Origin of the sequence: Xanthomonas sp., assembly GCF_017163755.1 — a bacterium.
Lineage (GTDB): Bacteria > Pseudomonadota > Gammaproteobacteria > Xanthomonadales > Xanthomonadaceae > Xanthomonas_A.
The window spans coordinates 1-19,275 of record NZ_JAFIWC010000030.1; the positions used below are offsets into that span (position 1 = coordinate 1).

Sequence of the window (19,275 nt, forward strand, 5' to 3'; positions counted from 1 at the left end):
CCGTAGCTCAGTTGGATAGAGTACCTGGCTACGAACCAGGCGGTCGGGAGTTCGAATCTCTCCGGGCGCACCAGTCAGATGAAAAACGACAAGCTCGGCTTGTCGTTTTTTTTTGCGTCTGCGCATGCGCGCCAGCACCGCGCGTTCGACCGGCGACGTTCGGCTGGCGATACGCATCGCCGCCGCTTCGCGCTGGACGAAACCGCGCGACTCGGGAATAATCGCGCCCCTGACGACGCGCCCGTAGCTCAGTTGGATAGAGTACCTGGCTACGAACCAGGCGGTCGGGAGTTCGAATCTCTCCGGGCGCACCAGTCACGAAGAACGACAAGCCCTGGCTTGTCGTTTTTTTTTGCCCATCGCTTGCGGCACGCGCTTTGCGGCCTCCGCGCGGCAGCGCCTGCGCATGCCGCCGGCGCACGCACTTGCGCTCACGCGGCGACGTTGCCGCCCGTCGCCGCATCGGCCGGCGACCGCTCGCCCCCGTCCAGCGTCATCACCGCGTAGCCGGCCGCACGCCAGGCCTCCAGCCCGCCGCGCAGCGGCACCACGTCGTCGTAGTGGTGCTGGCGCAGGCGCATGGCCAGCACCGCCGCGGAAACCTCGTTCGGGCAGGCGCAATAGATCACGATCTTGCGGTCGCGCGGCAACGCCTGGACGATGTCGTCGATACGCCGGTCGTCGACCGCGCGCGCGCCGGGAATCGCGAGCGGCTCCAGCGCGCGATAGCCGCTCGCACGGATATCCAGCACCACGGGCGTCGCCTCGCCCTGCATCAGCGCGTACAGTTCGTCCACGTCGATGCGCATCGCATCGAGCGACTTCAGCAGCGTGTGCCGCCGCCACCAGCGATAGCCCACATAGGCCGCCAGCAACGCGGCGGCCACCAGCATCGCGCGCGTCCCCATCACGCTCAGCAGATCCAGCAGCTGCTCGACCTGATCGGCGAACAGCAGCCCCAGCAGCAGCCCGGTGCCGGCCCACAGCAGCGCGCCCAGCGCGTCGTAGCGCAGGAACTGCGCCGTGCGCACATGCATCGCGCCAGCCATCGGCACCGACACCATCGACAGGCCCGGCACGAACTTGGCCACGGTCAGCACGCGCACGCCCCAGCGTCCGTAGAAGCGCTCGGTCTTCTTCATGCAGGTATCGCGCGACAACGACAACCGGCACAGCGACTGCAAGGTGCGGTTGCCGTAGCGGCGCCCGGCCAGGAACCAGACCAGGTCGCCGATCAGGCTCGCCAGCAGCGACACCGCCAGCGCGCACGACAGCGCCAGCCCGACCGAACCGGCATCGAGCAGCGCGTAGGTCGCGCCGACCAGGACCAGCGTCGGGATCGCCGGCACCGGCAGTCCCAGCGACAGCGCCAACACGTTGACGAACACCAGGCCCAAGCCGTAGCGCTCGATCAGTTCCTGCAAGGCCATGTCCGTGCCGCAAGTGAGGGGATGGCCATTATCCGCCCGCGCGCGGCGCAGCGGACGGCAGACCACGGGCCACCGACGGAACGCAGCCGCCCATCGGCCGCAAGGTTCCGCGCACCGCAAGCCGCCGCGCGCGGCGGTCAGCCCAACGCGGCCAGCAGCCGCGCGATCCAGGCATCGAAGACCCCGGGCCGGCGCATGCGCGCTCGCCACCACGCCAGCGCGGCGCCCTCCTCGCCGCTGCGCCAGGCCAGCTGGAACACCTCGTCGGCCTTCGGCTCCTCGACCGCCTTCTGCACCAGCCTGCCGTCGGCCAGCGCGGCGCGCGCGTACGGCTCGGGCAGGAAGCCGAAGCCCAGCCCGGCCAGCTGCAGGCGGTACTTGTTCGGCATGTCGGGCACGGTCAGGGTGTCCTGGCCGAACAGCAGGCCCACCGTGCGCGGCAGCAGCCGCCGCGCCGAATCGGCGACGGCGATGGCGCGGTGCTCGGCGAGCTGGGCGCGGCCGAGCGGCTCGGCCGCCTGCGCCAGCGGATGCGCGGGCGCGACCACGAACACGAACGGCAACGTGCCGAACGGCTCGGCGACATAGCCGCCACCGCTGGGACCCTCGCCCGCCGCGCCCACCAGCAGGTCCACGCGGCGGTCGAGCAAGGCCTCCCAGGTGCCGGACAGGGACTCCTGCAGCACCCGCAGCCGGGTCTGGTCGGTCACCGCATAGAACGCGGCGATGTCCTCGGCCAGGCAGTCCGGCGCGAACACCGAATCCAGGCCGAGCACGAACTCGGTTTCCCAGCCGGAGGCGACGCGGCGCACGCGCAGTTCCAGGTCGCCGGCGGCGCGAAGCAGGTGCCGCCCTTCGCGCAACAACTCGGCGCCGGCGGCGGTCAGCGCCACCTTCGGCCCCAGCCGCTCGAACAGCTGCACGCCCAGGTCCTGCTCGAGCTTGGCCACGGTGTAGGAGATCGTCGACGGCACCTTGTACAACGCCTTGCCGGCCGCGGAGAAGGAACCGCGGCGGTCGATGGCGTCGATGATCTGCAGCGCGTCGAGACTGATCTTGAGCATTCGATTTTTTCGATGATAGGAGCCGAATCTATCCGTTTTTCAAACCGGCGGCCAGCCTGGATACTTGCCGGCAACAGGAAGGCAGCGGCAAATCGATCGAACACCGCCGCGGCCGACCTTGTCGAAATGTTTGCACATCCATGCCATCACCAGGAGATTCCCATGCTTCAGATCCGCAAGAGCGATACCCGTGGCCGCGCCGAGCACGGCTGGCTGTCCTCGCGCCACACCTTCTCCTTCGGCCACTACCACGATGCTCGGCACATGGGCTTCGGCCCGCTGCGGGTGATCAACGAGGACCGCGTGCAGCCGGGCCAGGGTTTCGGCACCCATGCGCACCGCGACATGGAGATCATCTCCTACGTGCTGGACGGCGCGCTGGAGCACAAGGACAGCATGGGCAACGGCTCGGTGCTGCGCTACGGCGACGTGCAGCGCATGAGCGCCGGCGCCGGCGTCAGCCACAGCGAGTTCAACCATTCGGCCAGCGAGCCGGTGCACTTCCTGCAGATCTGGGTGATGCCGGAGCAGGCCGGTATCGAGCCCAGCTACGAGGAGAAGCATTTCGCCCCGGAAACCAAGCGCGGGCAGCTGCGCCTGATCGCCGCGCCGCGCGGCGAGGACGGCGCGGTGCTGATCCACCAAGACGCGCGCATCTATGCGGCGATCCTCGACGGCGACGCGCCGATCGTGCATGCCTTGGCGAACGGACGCGGCGCGTACGTGCAGGTGATCCGCGGCTCGCTGACGGTCGATGGCCAGGCGCTGCAGACCGGCGATGCGGCACAGATCGTCGACGCGGCGCAGCTCACGCTCGCCGATGCGAAGGATGCGGAGATCCTGCTGTTCGATCTGCCGCGCTGATCCGCCGCCGCGGACGCCGGCTGCAACGGAAAAACCCGCCTTTCCGGCGGGTTTTTCCACATGCACGATGCGGATCGGCCGATGCGACGGCCTGCGCACCAGGTGCGCACTGGCCGCTTCCCACTCGCCAACGCTCGCGCACATGGCATGGATCGACACAATGCAACGGCGCTGCAACGTGCCGGCATCACACTGGGCTGTGTTCTCCTCCTTCCCAGGAACACACGAAACATGATGTCCAAGCGTGTCCGAGCTGCGTCCGGCAAGCCCCTCGTTTCGATGCATCGACCACTGGCGGCCGGCATCGGCATCGCGCTGATGCTGGCGGCGGCCCAGGCCGCCGCGCAGGACGCCTCACCGGCAACGCAAGCCGCTCCCGCGGCGCAAGCGAGCGGTACCGGGCAGGCCGCGACGACGGCATCGGGCCGCAAGAGCGACGACGGCATCTTCTCGATGGACAAGCTCATCGTCACCGGCACCGGACAGGCGCAGAGCCAGTTCGAGGCGTCCTACGCCATCACCTCGATGAGCGCCGAGCAGATCGACAAGCTCGCCCCGCTGAGCCTGGCGAGCCTGGTCGGCTCGATGCCCGGCATCTACGCCGAATCCACCGGCGGCGAAGTGCAGAACGTCTATCGCATCCGCGGCATTCCCGACGAAGGCTCGTTCACCGTGATCCAGGAGGACGGGATTTCGCCGTACCCGGACAACAACGGCTACTTCTACAAGACCGAGGGCCTGGTGCGCCCGGACCTGATGACCGAATCGGTGGAGACGGTGCGCGGCGGGCCCTCGCCGGTGTTCGCCTCCAATGCCGCGGCGATCATCAACTTCGTCACCCGGCAAGGCGGCGACACGCCCGAAGGCGCGGTGCGCACCACCGTCGGCGACACCGGCCTGTACCGGCTGGACGGCTACTGGGCCGGCCCGGTCGGCAAGGACACCTACCTGGCCGCCGGCGGCTTCATCCGCCGCAACGATGGCTATCGCGACGTGGACTTCCCGGCCGACGAAGGCGGGCAGTTCCGCATGAACCTCACGCGCAAATTCGAAAACGGCAAGGTAACGTTCTCTTTCAAGCACCTGGACGACAAGAACGCGTTCTACATGCCGATCCCGCTGTACGACCCGCGCGACACCTCGGTGTCGCTGGACCCGCTGATCGACCGCTTCACCGGCACCCTGAGCACGTCCGCGCTGCGCCATGCGAGCATCGTCGCCAGCGATGCCGCCGGCCAGCCGTTCGCCGAAACCCGCGACCTGTCCGACGGCCGCCACATGAAGTTCAACCACGCCGGGGTGAACCTGGATCTGGCGCTGGACAGCGGCTGGAACCTGTCCAACAAGTTCGTCATCAACCGCCTGGACATGACCTTCGACGCGCTGTATTCCAGCAACGCGCCGCAGGATGCGCAGGCCTACGCCAACAGCCGCTTCGCCGCCGCGTCGCGCGCGTTTGCCGGCACCGCCTCGCTGCGCTACGTCTACACCGACGACGGCAGCGCGTTCGATCCGGCCAGCAGCAACGGCCTGGTCATCCAGGGCCAGTACCGGGCGATGAACGTGCGCGCTGATTCGTTTGCCGACGACCTGCGCATGACCCGCAGCTTCGACTGGGGCGGCGACAAGCACGACGTCACCCTCGGCCTGTACGGCGCGTATTACGCGCGCGCCTACGATTCGCGCTACCAGAGCTACCTGTTCGAGACGCGGCAGAACCCGCGCATGATCGACCTGGTGGCCTACGATGCCGCCGGCAACCGCGTCGGCGGCGTCACCCGGGACGGCGTGGTGATCTACGGCGCCGACCGCACCCAGGGCAAGGCCTATACCAGCATGCTGGCGCCATACATCGCCGACACCTGGCAGGTGACCGACAAGCTGCGCCTGGAAGGCGGCGTGCGCTACGAGCGCTACCGCTTCCGCGCGTGGAGCATGGACCGCGCGACCGGCAATCTCGACATGGCCGATACGCTGGCCGACGACGCCGCACGCGTGTTCACCGGCACGCGCACGCCGACCGCGCTCGATGTCGGCGTGACCAACTGGACCGCGGGGCTGAACTACGACCTCACCGACACCGTCGGCCTGTACGGGCGCGTGTCGCGCGCGCATCGCGCGCCTTCGGAAGGCGCCAACGCCGGCAACGTCAACATTCCGATGGCCGAGCAGTACGAGCTGGGCGCCAAGCTCAACTTCGATACCCTGGACGTGTTCGCCACGGCGTTCTACACCAAGTATTCGCCCTACAACATCAGCACCAGCGCGGTCGACCCGGCCACCGGCGCGGCCCAGTCCAAGGACTACCGCGGCAGCGTGACCAACCCCGGCATCGAACTGGCGGCGGTATGGACGCCGGCGTCCTGGCTGCGTTTCGATGCCAACCTGACCTACAACGACACGCAGGTGTCCAGCCTGTCGGAGGTCGTCAACAACGGCGCGGTGGCCAGGGTCGACGTCGACGGCAACCGCCCCAACCGCCAGCCCAAGCTCTACGGCAACGCCGGGCCGACGCTGTACTTCAGCACCGGCGCGCTGGACTGGGAGGCGTCGCTGCGCTACGCCTACGTCGGCAAGCGCTACGCGGACCTGGAGAACACCACCGAACTGGCCGCCTACCAGACGCTGGCGGCGAACCTGATGGCGCGCACCGGCCCATGGGACTTCCAGCTCGCGGTCGACAACCTGACCAACGAGTTCGCGCTGACCGAAGGCAATCCGCGCACCGACACCATTTCCGGCCAGGGCACCCGCGAGCCGATCTATGGCCGGCCGATCTTCGAGCGCAACACGCGGCTGGTGGTCACCTACCATTTCTGATCGGTCGCGCGGCCACGCCGTGCGCCGGCGTGGCCGCAGCGCCAAGGAGCTTCGATGAAACCGTATCGCCTTGCCTGGGCCGTGCTCGCCGCGGCCTGCTCGATGTCCCCCGACGCCTTGGCCTGGGGCCAGCGCGGACACGCGGCGATCGACCGCGCCGCGGTGCAGGCGTTGCCCGCCGACGGCCCGCTGTTCCTGCAGGCCTATGCCGACGTCATCGCCGACGGCGCCACCCTTCCCGATGGCTGGCGCAGCGAATCCGAGCCGTTCCTCAAGATCGAGGAGGATCCGAACCACGGCTGGTTCCGCGAGCAATTCGCGTTCATGCGGCATCCACCACGCTCGCGCTATGCGTTCGTGATCGCGCTGTACAAGGAACAGCAGCGCATCGCCGCGAGCGACCCGGAACGCGCCAAGCTGATGAACGTGCGTTGGACCGGCACCCTGCCCTACGCGGCGGTGGAAGGCTACGAACGCCTGGTCGCGACCATGCGCCAGATCCGTGCGCTGCGCGAGAAGGGCCAGGACAGCACCGAACTGGAGCGCACCTGCGCGTTCTACGTGAGCTGGTTCGGCCATTACATCGGCGACGGCGCGCAGCCGCAGCACGACAGCATCCATCACGATGGCTGGCAGGGCGACAACCCGCACGGCTACACCCGCGATCCCAAGGTGCATGGCCGCTACGAGTCCGAGTTCGTGGACCGCATCGAACTGGGCGCCGACGACCTGATGCGGCGCATGCCGGCGCTGGCGCGGCAGCAGGGCGACGTGTTCGAGCTGATCCTCGCCTACCTGGATGTCGGCACCAGCCGGGTCGAGAAGCTGTACCAGCTGGAGAAGGCAGGCGCGTTCACCGGCGCCGGCAGCCAGGCAGGCCGCGAGATGGTCTACCTGACCGCCGGAGACGGCGCCGCGATGCTGCGCGACCTGCTCTACCGCGCCTGGCAGGAAAGCGCCCGGCCCAGCCCGAAGGCCGGCTCGCCACGCACCACCGATCCCGGCCACCCCGGCTACGATCGCGAGACCGGCAGCGCCCCGGCCGCACGCTCGCCCGCACCCGCACAACGCTGAAGCCGCCGCGTGCCGCCTCGGCACGGCTGTTCCACGCGTTTCTCCTTACCGCTGGTCGCACCACGTCGCCGACACTGAAGTTGCCCAGCATGTGGGCGCCGGGCGCCGGGCGCCGGCAGCGGGTTGGCTGGAGCTTTCGAAGCCTTGGATCTCTCGTACCAAGGAAGGCCCCGCGCGCAAAACAAAAAGGGAGGCGCCGCGCGCCTCCCCACCATGAATTTATACAACGCAGGGGGACTTGCGGCAAGGCCCCCTGCGTGGCGCAGCATCGCCGGCCTGTCGAAACGGCAGGAACCGGAGCAACGATGATGGACGGGCAAACGTATTACCACGGCACAAAGGCCGACCTGAAGGTCGGCGAGCTGATCGAAGCGGGCTACGCCTCCAACTATGGCAACAGGAAACAGGCGACCTTCGTCTACCTGACCGCCACGCTCGATGCGGCCATCTGGGGCGCCGAGCTGGCCGTTGGCGAAGGTCGCGGCAGGATCTACATCGTGGCCCCTACCGGGCCGATCGAAGACGATCCGAACCTCACGGACAAGCGCTTCCCCGGCAACCCCACCCAGTCGTACCGCTGCCGGCAGCCATTGCGCATCCTGGGCGAGGTCGCCGATTGGAACGGCCACGCCCCTGAGCGGCTCAAGGAGATGCGGGACCATCTCGAGAACCTCGAGCGACTGGGCGTGGAGGCGATCGAATAGCGGCTAAGGTTCGGCCACTGGCACTCATCAAGCCGCGCCCAGGCGAGCAATGCATGGCCTCGACGCAGCGCATCCAGCATCACCGCCGGGGTGCCCGCAGCCATGGCAGCGGTTTTCCATTCGATGGTACGCCCGGCAAGCTCTCCAGGCGCGCCCATCTTCAACCGTCCAACGCTGGCCCTGAAAACGCCTGCGCTGACCGCGCCGCTGTTCCGTTCCACGCCACCGTCACCGTATGGAACCGCCCCAAGCTGGGCCGATGGGCGACGCTGACGACCGCGCAGCCAGGCATGCGCTCGACCAGGAGCGCATACAGCATCGCCTCGGCGTCCAGATCCAGCGCCGAGGTGGTCTCGTCCAGGAAAAGCACATCGGGCTTCCGCAGCAGGATCCGGGCGAATGCCAAGCGCTGCTGCTCGCCCGGAGACAAGCGTCGCATCCAGTGCTCCCGCCGCGGCAGCTCCGCGACCAAGCCTGCCAGCCCGACTGCGGACAAGGCCGCGACGGCATCGGGATACGCCAGCGAATCCTCCACCGCCGGATAGGCCAGGCAGGCGTGCAGCGTCCCGCTCGGCAAGTAGCTGCGCTGGGGCACGAACATCACCTTGCCCTGCGGCAACACGATGTCGCCCCTGCCGTGGCGCCAGAGGCCGGCCACGGCGCTGAGCAGCAGCGACTTCCCCGACCCCGAGGGGCCGTGAACCAGCACACGCTCTCCCGGGGCGATCTGCAGATGGCCGACATGGCCCAGCGGCTCGCCGTCCGGCAACGCGAGCGTGAGGTCGCGGATCTGCAGGGTATCGCCCTCGCCAACGCTGACGCGAATGCCGGTGGGGTCCTGGCCCTGGCTCCCTGTCGCCCGTTCGAACTCGACCAACCGCTGGAACACCGACCGCAGCAGCGCCAGGTCCTTGTAGCGATAGACGAACCAGGACAAGGCGCCGCGGACCCGGTTGAACAGGCTGTTGAGCTGCATCACCGTTCCTACCGTGATCTCGCCGGCGAAATAACGCGGGCCGGTGATGAGATAGGGCAGCACCATCGAGCTTTGCACGTAAAGCGCATTCATGGCCGTGATGCGCTTGGTATAGCCCATCACCCACCGCCAGTTGCTGCGTATCGCCCCGAATGCCTGCTTGAGACCGGCCGACTCCGCGGGCTCGCCGCGCATCATCGCGACCTGGGCGGCATGCTCGCGGACCCGCACCAGCAGGTGCCGGAAATCCGCTTCCCGGCGCTGCTGCTCGTAGTCCACCGCGACCAGCCCACGGCCGATCCACTCGATCAGCACCGACCCGGCGACGGCGTAGAGCACGGCCGCCCACAGCATGTACGCCGGAATATGGACATCGAACCCCGCCAGCGTAAAGGACAGCGCGCCGGACAAGCCCCAGATCATGGCGGCGAACGTAAAGAAGTCGACCGCATAGTGGAGCGCGCCCACCGACAGTCGAAGGGTATCGCTGGCCATGAGCCTGAGATCGTCGGCGATGCGCTGGTCGGGGTTGTCCACCAGGCCTTCGCTTTCGATGCGCCAGTAGGCCGTGCCACCGAGCCAACGATCAAGGTAGACCGTGGTCAGCCAGTGTCGCCAGCGCATCTCCAGGGCCTGCTCGAACCAGACCCTCGCGGTTCCGGCGCCCACGATACCGGCCACGATGAACACCAGTTCCAGCATCTGGCGCCAGAACGCGTCCAGATCCCGCTCCACCAGCGCATCGAAGAAGTTCTTCTGCCAGTACGTCTGCCGGACCCCGACGTAGGTCAGCAAGGCGTCCAGCCCGACGATCGTCGCAAGCAGGCCGTAGGCACGCCAACGGTCGTCGGACACCCAGTACGGTCGGACCAGGCACCAGACGTCCCGGGCGGTCAGCGTCATGGACCGGCAGCCCGGTCAAAAAGCGCTGCGCACGGTGACCATGACGTTCCGCGGCTCTCCCGGCGTGTTGTAGGTGTTCAGCCCGCCAACGCGTTCGTAGTAATGGCGATCGAAAACGTTGTTGACCGCCAGCGTCACCCGCAAGCGGTCGGTGAACCGATACCCGGCATGGGCGCTAGCGACCGCGTACCCGCCCTGCTCCCTCACCCCTTCCACCCCCGTGCCGACGGTGCCGCTGGATACCTGGGCGCCGCCGCCGAGGGACAGCCCGGCCAGCACGCCTTCCTCGAAACGGTAATGGGCGAACAGCTTGAACGAATGCCGCGGCTCGAAGAGGCTGAAGCGCGCGCCCTCCGGGAATGACTGATGCGCCACGTACCGTGTGCGCAGCTGGGTGTAGCCGGCGGTCAGCTGCAGATTGGGCAGCGGGCTGCCGCTCGCATCCAGTTCCCACCCCTTGACCTCCACCTCTCCGGCCTGGAGGAAAAAGCCGGGGTTGGACGGGTCCGGGTAGGAGCGGTTCACGTCCCGGGTCTTGAATACCGCGGCAGACAGGTTCAACGCGCCCCCGCGAAGGCTCGCCTTCGTCCCCAGTTCCATCTGTTTGCCAACGCGCGGATCGATGGCTTCGCCGGACACCTTGCGTTGCGTCTGCGGAATGAAGGTGTCGGCGTAACTGCCATAGGCGGTCAGACGCTCCGTGACGTGATAGACCGCACCCGCGTAAGGCGTGAACTCGCCATCGACCTTGGCGCCGTCGACCCAGCGGGTGAGCGGTTGCGGGGCGACCGACCGGTTCTTCACCGAGAACTCGCTCCACCGTCCTCCGGCCACGCCCGTGAGCCGGTCGGTCAGGGCCAGGCGCAGCTGGCCATAGGCGCCGCCTTGCCGGGTGATGGAGTTGAAGCCGGAGGTGTAAGCGATGGGAATGTTCTCGACGAGATCGGGGTCGGCGATCGGAACATTGCGTATCGGGGCGCCCTGGCCCGAGCGCGTCGTGCTCTCGTATTCCTCGACGTTGGCGCCGACCAGCGCCTGGTGCTCGCGCCCCCACATCATGAAAGGGCCTGCGGCGAATACGTCCAGGCCATGCCGGACTTCGCCGTTGTCGCTTTGTCGGCGCGCATAGCTGGCCACGGTTCCGGTGGCGGGGTTGACGCCGGTGGTCGGGTAGCTGTCCTTGTAGTACCAATCCAGCGTCTGGCGGCTCGCGCGCGCCTTGAGCGACCAGCCGCCCTCGAAGCCATGCTCCAGATCCAGGGACAGCGAATCCTTGTCCCACTTCTGGATGACCCAGTCTGGGTAGACGTAGGTGGAACGGGGCACGTCCAGGAACTGCTGGTTCGTGTACGCCGGCAAGCCCGAATACGGCATGACGTCGTCTTTCTGCTGCGTCGCCGACAGCGACAACGTGGTGTTGGCGCCCAGGTCGTAGTCCAGGGTGCCGTAGAACAGATGTTTGCTCGAATCGGCCTGGTCGTAGAAATATTCGCGACGGTGGGAGGACACGACCACACGGCTTCGCAACGAGCCGCCGTCGTTCAATGGGCCGCCCACGTCCACTTCGCCGCGGTAATTGGACCAGGAGCCCGCCGACACGGCCAACGAGCCGCCGAACGCGTCGCGCCCACGCTTGCGGACGAAATTGGCCACGCCCCCCGGTTGGCTGGAACCTTGGAAGATGCCGCCAGGCCCCCGCAGCACTTCCACCCTGTCGTAGATCGCCAGGTCGAACTGCTGGAACGCGGACAGGGCCCCGTATGCCGGAATGCCGTCATAGGACCCTTCCAGGTTGTAGCCGCGCGAACGGATCTGGCTGGTCGCGCCATCCCAGGGCGTGACCGTGACCCCGGTGACCTCGCGAAGCGCGCTTTCGACCGTGACCAGATTCTGGTCCTCGATACGCTGTCGCGTGATCACGCTGACCGAATTGGGGATGTCCAACACCGCGACGGGCGCTTTGCCGCCCCAGGTGACGACCGGGCTCGTGTAGGAACCGGTTCCCTCCGTGGTGCCCTCGCGCTTGCCGCGCACATTGACCGTGGAAAGCTCCGAGACGTCCCCTTGTTTCTCGTCCGGCTCCGGCTCTTGGGCGCCAACCTCGCCCGCGAATGTGAGCGCGGCGGAAAGCACGCCTAGTTGAAGGACCCCACCCTTTCCGGAGCGAAGGTGGAACCAGCCGATGCCGGAACGAAAACGGGTTTTGATCACGAAGGAGGCCGCAAGTTGGGTGGGTGCGCGAATTGGGTCGTGAGGCACCGCGCTTTGCCCATCCCTTGAGGGAACCCGTCTCAATTGTAACGTTATTTCATAACGTCAATCGACCAGCGTCTGCCTCCGGGACACGGCGTCACTGTTCGTCCGGCTCGTCCCAGGCGCGGATCCCTGCAGCGCTTGCCGTGTCGCGCCGGTGCGGCCGGACAACGCCACGTCAGCGATGGATGGCGTGGCCCGGATACGCACGCATCCGAAGGCTCAGGGCGCCGAGCAACCGACCCCAGGCCAGCAACAGGCGACGTGCACAACGGCGCGCCTCTCGGTTCGCAGTACATGCCCTTGTTTCCGAAACACGCCAAGGACCGAGCATCCGACCCAAGCGACAGCCAACTCCTTTCGAGGCCGCCGGCTGCACCAGCCCTGGCGACCATTATTGTTATGTTATAAAGTTACATAAGCCTGAGGCACTCCTTGCAATCACGGCATGTGCCGAACGCGTTGCAGCGATGCAGCGCGGTGCGCGAAGCGTCCAGGCGCTCGTAGACCCACTCGCCACTGCCGGCCTTTACTGAAGCCATGGAATCCGCATGACGACCAACCGCAACGCCCTCGCCGCCAGCATCGCCACCGCCCTGCTGGCCACCGCTCTGTTCCCGCAGCACGCGCGCGCCGAAACTTCGCCCGCGTCTGCCTCCACCCTGGACACCCTCCACGTCACCGGCATGGCCGAGGACGCCAGCAAGGTCGCCTCGCCGGTCAGCGTCATCGGCGGGGACAGGATCTTCCAGCAAGGTGGCGGCACCCTGGGCGAAGTGCTCGACGGGCTGCCCGGCGTGCGCGCCGACAATTTCGGCGCCGGCGCCGGCCGCCCAGTGATCCGCGGCCAGACCGCCCCGCGCGTCAAGGTGCTGTCGGACAGTTCCGCCGTCCTGGACGCATCGGACATCTCGCCGGACCACGCGGTCACCGTCGATCCGCTGCTGGGCGAACGCATCGAAGTGCTGCGCGGCCCGGCCACCTTGCTCTATGGCGGCGGCGCGATCGGCGGCGTGGTGAACGTGCTGGACAACCGGATCCCGAACCGGCTGCCGGACAACGGCCTGGAGGGACGCCTCCTGATCCGTGGCAACAGCGTGGCCGACGAGCGCGTCGGCGCCGCCGCCGTCACCGGCCAGGCGGGCGCCAACCTGGTGCTGCACGCCGAGGGCTCATACCGCGATACCGACGACTACCGCGCGCCGGACCTGGACGAATCGCGGGTGGACGGCACCTTCAGCCGTTCAAGCAATGGCAGCGTCGGCGCCGCGTGGGTCACCGACAACGGCTATGTCGGCCTGTCGTACTCCTACCGCGACGATCACTACGGCCTGCCCGGCCACAGCCACGAATACGAAGGTTGCCACCCGCACGGCAGCGCCTTGCACTGCGGCTCGCACGACCACGCCGACGGCGACGACCACGACCACGACCACGACCACGAACATGATGATGAGCACGTGGCCGCCATCGACCTGAAGAGCAAGCGCATCGACCTGCGCGGCGAATACCGCGATCCGTTTCCCGGCATCCGCCGCATCCGCTTCCGCGCCAACCACACCGACTACCGCCACGACGAACTGGAAGGCGCAGAGGTCACCACCACGTTCGCCAACAAGGGCTACGACAGCCGCGTCGAGCTCGAGCATGTGCCGCTGGGCGGCTGGACCGGCATCTTCGGCGTGCAGCACGCCGACGCCACGTTCAGCGCCTCCGGCGTGGAGGCGTTCCTGCCGACGGTGGACACCCGCTCCACCGGCCTGTTCCTGGTCGAGCACCTGGAAGTCAACGACCGGTGGCACTTCGAACTGGGCGGCCGCCACGAATGGCTGAGCCACCAGCCGCGCGACGACGCGCGGAATCGGCCGAAGTTCGACGACACCGCCAGTTCGTTCTCCGGCGCGGCGATCTGGTCGTTCCGTCCGGACCTTTCGCTCACCTTCTCGCTGTCCCGCTCCCAGCGCCTGCCGCATGCGCAGGAACTGTATGCGCGCGGCATCCACATGGCGACCAATACCTACGAATGCGGCCTGCTGCGCAGCGCGCTCACGTGCGGGGGCACCGCCAACGACGCCGGCTACGGCGAGGAGACCTCGAAGAATGCCGAGCTGATGCTGCGCAAGACCGAAGGACCGCTGACCTTCAGCCTCGGCGCGTTCGCCAACGACGTGGACGACTACATCTACGCGCGCACGCTGGACCAGTTCGAAGCCTTCCGGCTGATCAAATACACCCAGGCCGACGTGGAGTTCCGCGGCGTGGAAGCCGAACTCGGCTATCAGTTCAACGAGCGGCTGTCCGGCACCTTGTTCGGCGATCGCACGCGCGCACGCTTCGCCGATGGCGGCGGCGACGTGCCGCGCATTCCCGCCGCACGCTTCGGCGGCCGCGCCAACCTGGCCATGGGCCGGTTCGACGGCGAGCTGGAACTGTACCGTGTCAACCGCCAGACCCACATCGCCGACTATGAAACACGAACCCCGGCCTACGACATGCTCAACCTGACCGTGGCCTACGCGTTCGCCGGTGGCAGCAGCCGCGTATTCCTGCGCGGCAGCAACCTGCTGGACGAGCAGGTCTGGAACCATGCCTCGTTCCTGGCCGACACCGTGCCGCAACCGGGGCGCAACGTCAGCGTCGGCTTCAGCTACACGTTCTGAGCGGGGCTCACGGATGACGCTGTACGAGCGCGTCGGAGAACTCCACGGCCACCGGCCGTGGGGCTCCTTCCTGGATGCCGGGACCGGACCGTCTTCGATCCGCTGGCTGGAAACCCTGGCCACCGAACGCTGGACCGCCGTGACCGGCTCGCCGCAGATGCGCGAGAAAACCGCGCAGGCCATGGCCGCACCGCCGCGAGCGCAGGATCGGCTGGTGGTCGGGAACTGGATGGATCCGGAGCTGCTGGGCGGCGAGCGCTTCGACACGGTGCTGGCCGATTACCTGCTGGGCGCCGTCGAGGGCTTCGCGCCCTATTGGCAGGGCCAGCTGTTCGGGCGGCTTCGGCCGCTGGTCGCCAAGCGCCTGTACGTCATCGGCCTGCAGCCGTATATCCACGGGAGGCCCGATACGACTGCCGGGCGCATCGTCAACGAGATCGGTCGCCTGCGCGACGCCTGCCTGCTGCTGGCCGGCGACAGCCCCTACCGCGAATACCCTCTCGACTGGTCGCTGCGAAGCCTGGAGGCAGCCGGCTTCCGCATCGTGGACGCACGGCTGTTGCCGATCACCTACGGCCCGCGTTTCATCCACAGCCAGTTGGCCATGTGCATGCGCGCGATCGACAAGCTCCCCGACCGCGGCCTGGCCGTTGCCCTGCACCGGCATGCGGCCGACGTCCAGGCCCGTGCCCTGGCCACCTGCAAGCAACTCGGCGGGCTGCGTCACGGCGACGACTATCTCATCGTCGCCGAACCGAACTGATTCAGGCCTGCGCAGACGCGGCAAAGGGCTCTTTGCGCCGGCCGCCGCCGGATGCGGCCATTGGCGTCGATCTGCCCTGTCGGTTACTTCGGTGGGGCGACGGTCTGCGCGTAGGTGCCCACCGTTTCGCCTTTCGCCAGAACATGGCCCGCCACAGCGGCAAGCACCTCATCCCGGGTCGCGCCAGGCTTCACATCCAGCATCGTGTCGAGTGCAAGGACCTGGAAGTGATAATGGTGCGGAGGATCGCCCACCGGCGGATGCGGCCCGTAGTAGCCAACGGAACCCCGGCTCGTCACGCCCTGCATCACCCCGTCAGGTTCGGTCAGGCGCATCTGCTCCTGCAGGCCTTCGGGCAGCTGGGTGACCTTCGCGGGAATGTTCCAGGCGACCCAGTGGACGAACGGCGTGATCGGCTTGGCGTCGGGATCTTCCACGATCACGACATAGGACTTGGCGTTGGCAACCGCGTTCCATGACAGTGCCGGCGAGACGCCGTCCGCGTAGTCGCTGAAGCGCTTGTCCATCGCAGCGCCGCTCGCAAAGGCGGCGGCAGTGACGGCGAGCGCGCCCTTGGCGCTCGTTTCAGGGCGAGCCAGGGCAAGCGGCACGCCGTTGCCCTGGTTGACCTGCTTCTCGAGCGAGGCTGCCGGCGCTGGATCGGGTTGCGCAGGCGCAGCGCCTCGCGCAGGCGCGCCCGTCGCCGAGATGCGGTAGATGACGCCATTGGCGTCGTCGGAGACCAGCAGCGCACCGCTGGCCGTTTCTGCCAGACCTACTGGCCGCGCAAAGTGCTTCGTGCCGCCCTCGGTCAGGAATCCCGTAACGAACGGTTCGAACGAGACAGGCTTGCCGTTCTCGAACTTCAGTCGCACCACCTCGTAGCCGGATGCCGGCTTCCGATTCCACGACCCGCGGAAGGTGATGAAGGCATCGCCCCGGTAATCGGCCGGGAAGGACGCGCCACGATAGAAGTGAAACTGCATGGCGGCGGCATGGGCGGTGTAGCCCAGGACCATCGGTTCGCTGATGGCCGCCCACTGCTGCTTCGTCATCTCGCCCTGCGGCGTGCTCTGCGGGTTGGCCCCGTCCTTGCCCCAGATATGGGGCCAGCCGTATTGCTTGCCCTTGACGATGTGGTTGAGTTCCTCGGGCTGGACCTCATCGCCCAGAAAATCCATGCCCTGATCCATGCCCCACAGTTCACCGGTGGTGGGATCCCAGTCGAAGCCGATGGTGTTGCGCAGGCCGTTGGCGAAGATGGTGCGGGACTTGCCGTCCGGGGACATGCGCAGCAGCGTCGCGTGCTCGGGATTGGTTTCATTGCACGCGTTACAGGTCGAGCCGATGCTCAGATAGAGCATGCCGTCAGGACCGAACGCCATCGTCCGGTTCGGGTGCTGCCCGCCATCCGGCAGGTCGCCCACCAGCAGTTTGAGCGGCCCAAGGGTTCCGTCCTTCAGGATCGGGGCGACGAACAGTTCCTTGACCGTGACCAGGTAGAGCTGGCCGTCGCGGACAGCCAGTCCATGTGCACCGGATCTGTTGGCCACCACCTTGGGAGGCGCATCGGGCGTGCCGTCGTCGTTGGCATCCTTCAGGAGCAGGACGTCGCCCTGCTCGCGGCGGGAGACGTAGATATTGCCGCCGGGGGCCACCGCAATGATGCGCGCGTTCTTCAGCCCGGTTGCAAACGTCCTGATTTGAAAGCCTGCCGGAACCTTCAGCCCAGCGATTTGACTGGGCGTGGCGTCCACCTTGCCGGGTTTGAACGTGTGGACCTGCGCCGGCACGTCGGTGCCGTCCCCTTGCTGCGCGTGTGCGTGACCCACTAACAACCCGAGCAGTGCTACGGACAAGATGCTGCGCATGTCGCTCTCCCGATGCGTGAATACAGCTCTCAAGGCTCGCCCTGTTGGATCGTTGGGCGGCAGGAGCTTTTTGCACGAGGCTGCGTGATGGGAACAGCAAGAACGAACGCTGTGCGCCTCCCACCCCCAGCTTTTGCGCTTTGCGTGAACAGGACGTCGGGCAACTTGCGCTACAGCCAAGGGCTGCTCAACCAGTTCAGGAGCTATTCGCTGGATCCCGCCCGGCTTCTCCATACGGAGTTCCCTTCACGAGTTCCGCCCCACGATCACCGCCAAGCGTCACCCACCGCAACGTGCCCAAGAAGGGATCGCCCTCATCACCGCGCATCCGCCGAGCAAGACGTACCGGCCTTGCAGGACCAGTCGGCGGGACTGGACTCCGGTGGCAGGCGCGAAGCGCGTTCGCAGGTCCGCAGGAATGCGCAAACGAACGTACAAGCAGCCGGGCGTGCCGCGGGTGAGTGGTGCGCTACTCGCATGGAAGTGTCCAAGTGAGCGTCCAGGGCCAGGAAAGAAAAACGCCCGCAAATCGTTGATTTGCGGGCGCTTTTTGACAACTGGCGGAGTGAGAGGGACACAATTTAGAATCCTCTAACCCATTGATTCCGATCGTCTTTTCCCACCTGGACACCCGCAATTTGTGCCCAAGGGATGGTCCTGCCTCCGGGATCCTAGCCGAGGCGGCATGCAATGTGGATCCCCGCCGAAGCCGACCCGACGGTTCATGAGTTCGGCCCGACATAGTCCTGTCGCGGATAGCGAGACTGGCGCCTTTCAAAATGAACGGCCCCATTTCTGGACCACCACATGAATGCTCTGAGCTACGTCCCCATTCCCAGCACCTTGGCCTTCCTAGACAAGCTCAAGCGGCCCTCTAGGCCCCCGAGCGTGTTCGACAGGATTCAGCGCGGTGTCTTCAAAGTGACCTTGGTGCCTGCGGGCTTGATGCTCGTCGCGGCAGGTCTGGGCGCCCTCGGCTTGCTTTCTAAGGACGTCACTCGCTTCCTCACGATGTCCCCGCTCATCGCAGTTCTAGCTCTCTTTCTGGTATGGGCTATCAGCCAGATCGTTGAAATGCTGCTGGCACTGCGAACGGGCTACCGCCGTGCAGCCAACAGCGTGGATCAGGACATCGAGCAGGACGACGTCATCGTCCAGGAGCTGACCGGGTGCGATCCGTTCAAGTTGCGCGAGCGGTCCAGGCACATGGAAGCCAAGGCCAAGCGACTGACTCGCCGAGCCGGAATGGGATCTGTGATAGCCACAATCGGAGCACTTGTCATCAATTTCCAAACCTCAGCTGAAAAGGCTGAAATGCTTGCCCAACTAAAAGATTTGCCACCCTTCGTCTACGCTGGAAGCCTCGGCGTCCTGCTGGGAGCCGCAGCGCTGACGTTCTTCGCCTCCAAGTTGGAGCACATCGCTGCGCTCTTGGCCCTCGCAGCGGACAGGATCGACCGGAAATAGCAGCGCTTTCGATAGACCGTGACCGAAGCCTGTTTGCTCCACTGTTCCAGCTCTTCGTTGGCGGTGGTGACCTCAGCCTCACACGCCACCTCCTTCGAAGCCGCCGCCCGCGCAGCTCGCAGTTCCATGGTGAGCTGTCGCGCGTCGCATCGGCCAACAGCTGCGCGATGGACGGCGGTGGGGCCTTCTCCGTCTCGCTGCTCTGGCCTTTGCCAAATAAGCTGAACGGTCCGACCCCGGTCAGCCCATGGATCTCCAGACCCGGCACCGGCGTCACCAGTGCTTTCACCGGTGGCGCCCCCCACGCGGCTCCGGGCGCCCGAGGTCCACCCAATGGGGGCGCGGGAATCTTGCGATTCCGGAGCCCGCCATGACCGACATTTCGTTTCTCCTGTTTTTATCTGCCCCCCCTAGGATCTCGCTCCT

General features: G+C 66.8%; 12 protein-coding genes and 1 tRNA gene. 8 read left to right on the forward strand and 5 right to left on the reverse strand.

Annotated elements, in window-relative coordinates:
* The first annotated feature begins 237 nt into the window (after positions 1-237).
* Positions 238-314: transfer RNA gene (locus tag JR065_RS17715), tRNA-Arg, on the forward strand.
* Positions 315-431: 117 nt separating this feature from the next.
* Here the strand turns inward: JR065_RS17715 and JR065_RS17720 are convergent.
* Positions 432-1,424: a DedA family protein/thiosulfate sulfurtransferase GlpE gene (locus JR065_RS17720; protein ID WP_206235688.1), complete on the reverse strand. Its 993-nt coding sequence runs from the start codon at positions 1,422-1,424 to the stop codon at positions 432-434.
* Between the two features lie 143 nt (positions 1,425-1,567).
* Positions 1,568-2,494 carry a LysR substrate-binding domain-containing protein gene (locus JR065_RS17725; RefSeq protein ID WP_206235689.1) on the reverse strand — a complete coding sequence of 309 codons (927 nt, stop codon included), beginning with the start codon at positions 2,492-2,494 and terminating at the stop codon, positions 1,568-1,570.
* A gap of 162 nt (positions 2,495-2,656) precedes the next feature.
* On the opposite strand from JR065_RS17725, the gene JR065_RS17730 reads away from it, so the two are divergent.
* The 4 genes from JR065_RS17730 (at position 2,657) to arr (ending at position 7,956) form a co-directional block, all read left to right on the forward strand.
* Positions 2,657-3,358, forward strand: a complete 702-nt coding sequence (locus JR065_RS17730) for a pirin family protein (protein ID WP_206235690.1) — start codon at positions 2,657-2,659, stop codon at positions 3,356-3,358.
* A gap of 279 nt (positions 3,359-3,637) precedes the next feature.
* Positions 3,638-6,178, forward strand: a complete 2,541-nt coding sequence (locus tag JR065_RS17735) for a TonB-dependent receptor (protein WP_241093724.1) — start codon at positions 3,638-3,640, stop codon at positions 6,176-6,178.
* 54 nt (positions 6,179-6,232) lie between these two features.
* Positions 6,233-7,252, forward strand: a complete 1,020-nt coding sequence (locus tag JR065_RS17740; RefSeq protein WP_206235691.1) for a nuclease — start codon at positions 6,233-6,235, stop codon at positions 7,250-7,252.
* A 305-nt stretch (positions 7,253-7,557) separates the two neighbouring features.
* Positions 7,558-7,956 carry an NAD(+)--rifampin ADP-ribosyltransferase gene (gene arr, locus JR065_RS17745; RefSeq protein ID WP_206235692.1) on the forward strand — a complete coding sequence of 133 codons (399 nt, stop codon included), beginning with the start codon at positions 7,558-7,560 and terminating at the stop codon, positions 7,954-7,956.
* 160 nt (positions 7,957-8,116) lie between these two features.
* Here the strand turns inward: arr and JR065_RS17750 are convergent, their stop codons facing one another.
* Positions 8,117-9,835, reverse strand: coding sequence for an ABC transporter ATP-binding protein/permease (locus JR065_RS17750; protein WP_206235693.1), 1,719 nt, complete (start codon positions 9,833-9,835; stop codon positions 8,117-8,119).
* 15 nt (positions 9,836-9,850) lie between these two features.
* Positions 9,851-12,046, reverse strand: coding sequence for a TonB-dependent siderophore receptor (locus JR065_RS17755; protein WP_206235694.1), 2,196 nt, complete (start codon positions 12,044-12,046; stop codon positions 9,851-9,853).
* 593 nt (positions 12,047-12,639) lie between these two features.
* On the opposite strand from JR065_RS17755, the gene JR065_RS17760 reads away from it, so the two are divergent.
* Both JR065_RS17760 and JR065_RS17765 read left to right on the forward strand, forming a co-directional pair.
* Complete coding sequence (locus JR065_RS17760; protein ID WP_206235695.1) at positions 12,640-14,748, forward strand: TonB-dependent receptor domain-containing protein; 2,109 nt, start codon at positions 12,640-12,642, stop codon at positions 14,746-14,748.
* A gap of 13 nt (positions 14,749-14,761) precedes the next feature.
* On the forward strand, positions 14,762-15,511 hold the full coding sequence (locus JR065_RS17765; protein ID WP_206235696.1) for a class I SAM-dependent methyltransferase: 750 nt from the start codon (positions 14,762-14,764) through the stop codon (positions 15,509-15,511).
* Between the two features lie 83 nt (positions 15,512-15,594).
* On the opposite strand, the gene JR065_RS17770 is transcribed toward JR065_RS17765, so the two are convergent.
* Positions 15,595-17,382: a YbhB/YbcL family Raf kinase inhibitor-like protein gene (locus tag JR065_RS17770; RefSeq protein ID WP_206235697.1), complete on the reverse strand. Its 1,788-nt coding sequence runs from the start codon at positions 17,380-17,382 to the stop codon at positions 15,595-15,597.
* 807 nt (positions 17,383-18,189) lie between these two features.
* On the opposite strand from JR065_RS17770, the gene JR065_RS17775 reads away from it, so the two are divergent.
* Positions 18,190-18,849 carry a hypothetical protein gene (locus tag JR065_RS17775; RefSeq protein WP_206235698.1) on the forward strand — a complete coding sequence of 220 codons (660 nt, stop codon included), beginning with the start codon at positions 18,190-18,192 and terminating at the stop codon, positions 18,847-18,849.
* The last annotated feature ends 426 nt before the right edge of the window (positions 18,850-19,275 follow it).

What these genes read in the sequence shown, in the direction of transcription:
- JR065_RS17725 (WP_206235689.1), bottom strand. Translation starts at nt 2,494, where the DNA reads ATGCTCAAGATCAGTCTCGACGCGCTGCAGATCATCGACGCCATCGAC.
- JR065_RS17730 (WP_206235690.1), top strand. Translation starts at nt 2,657, where the DNA reads ATGCTTCAGATCCGCAAGAGCGATACCCGTGGCCGCGCCGAGCACGGC.
- JR065_RS17735 (WP_241093724.1), top strand. Translation starts at nt 3,638, where the DNA reads ATGCATCGACCACTGGCGGCCGGCATCGGCATCGCGCTGATGCTGGCG.
- JR065_RS17740 (WP_206235691.1), top strand. Translation starts at nt 6,233, where the DNA reads ATGAAACCGTATCGCCTTGCCTGGGCCGTGCTCGCCGCGGCCTGCTCG.
- arr (WP_206235692.1), top strand. Translation starts at nt 7,558, where the DNA reads ATGATGGACGGGCAAACGTATTACCACGGCACAAAGGCCGACCTGAAG.
- JR065_RS17750 (WP_206235693.1), bottom strand. Translation starts at nt 9,835, where the DNA reads ATGACGCTGACCGCCCGGGACGTCTGGTGCCTGGTCCGACCGTACTGG.
- JR065_RS17760 (WP_206235695.1), top strand. Translation starts at nt 12,640, where the DNA reads ATGACGACCAACCGCAACGCCCTCGCCGCCAGCATCGCCACCGCCCTG.
- JR065_RS17765 (WP_206235696.1), top strand. Translation starts at nt 14,762, where the DNA reads ATGACGCTGTACGAGCGCGTCGGAGAACTCCACGGCCACCGGCCGTGG.
- JR065_RS17770 (WP_206235697.1), bottom strand. Translation starts at nt 17,382, where the DNA reads ATGCGCAGCATCTTGTCCGTAGCACTGCTCGGGTTGTTAGTGGGTCAC.
- JR065_RS17775 (WP_206235698.1), top strand. Translation starts at nt 18,190, where the DNA reads ATGAATGCTCTGAGCTACGTCCCCATTCCCAGCACCTTGGCCTTCCTA.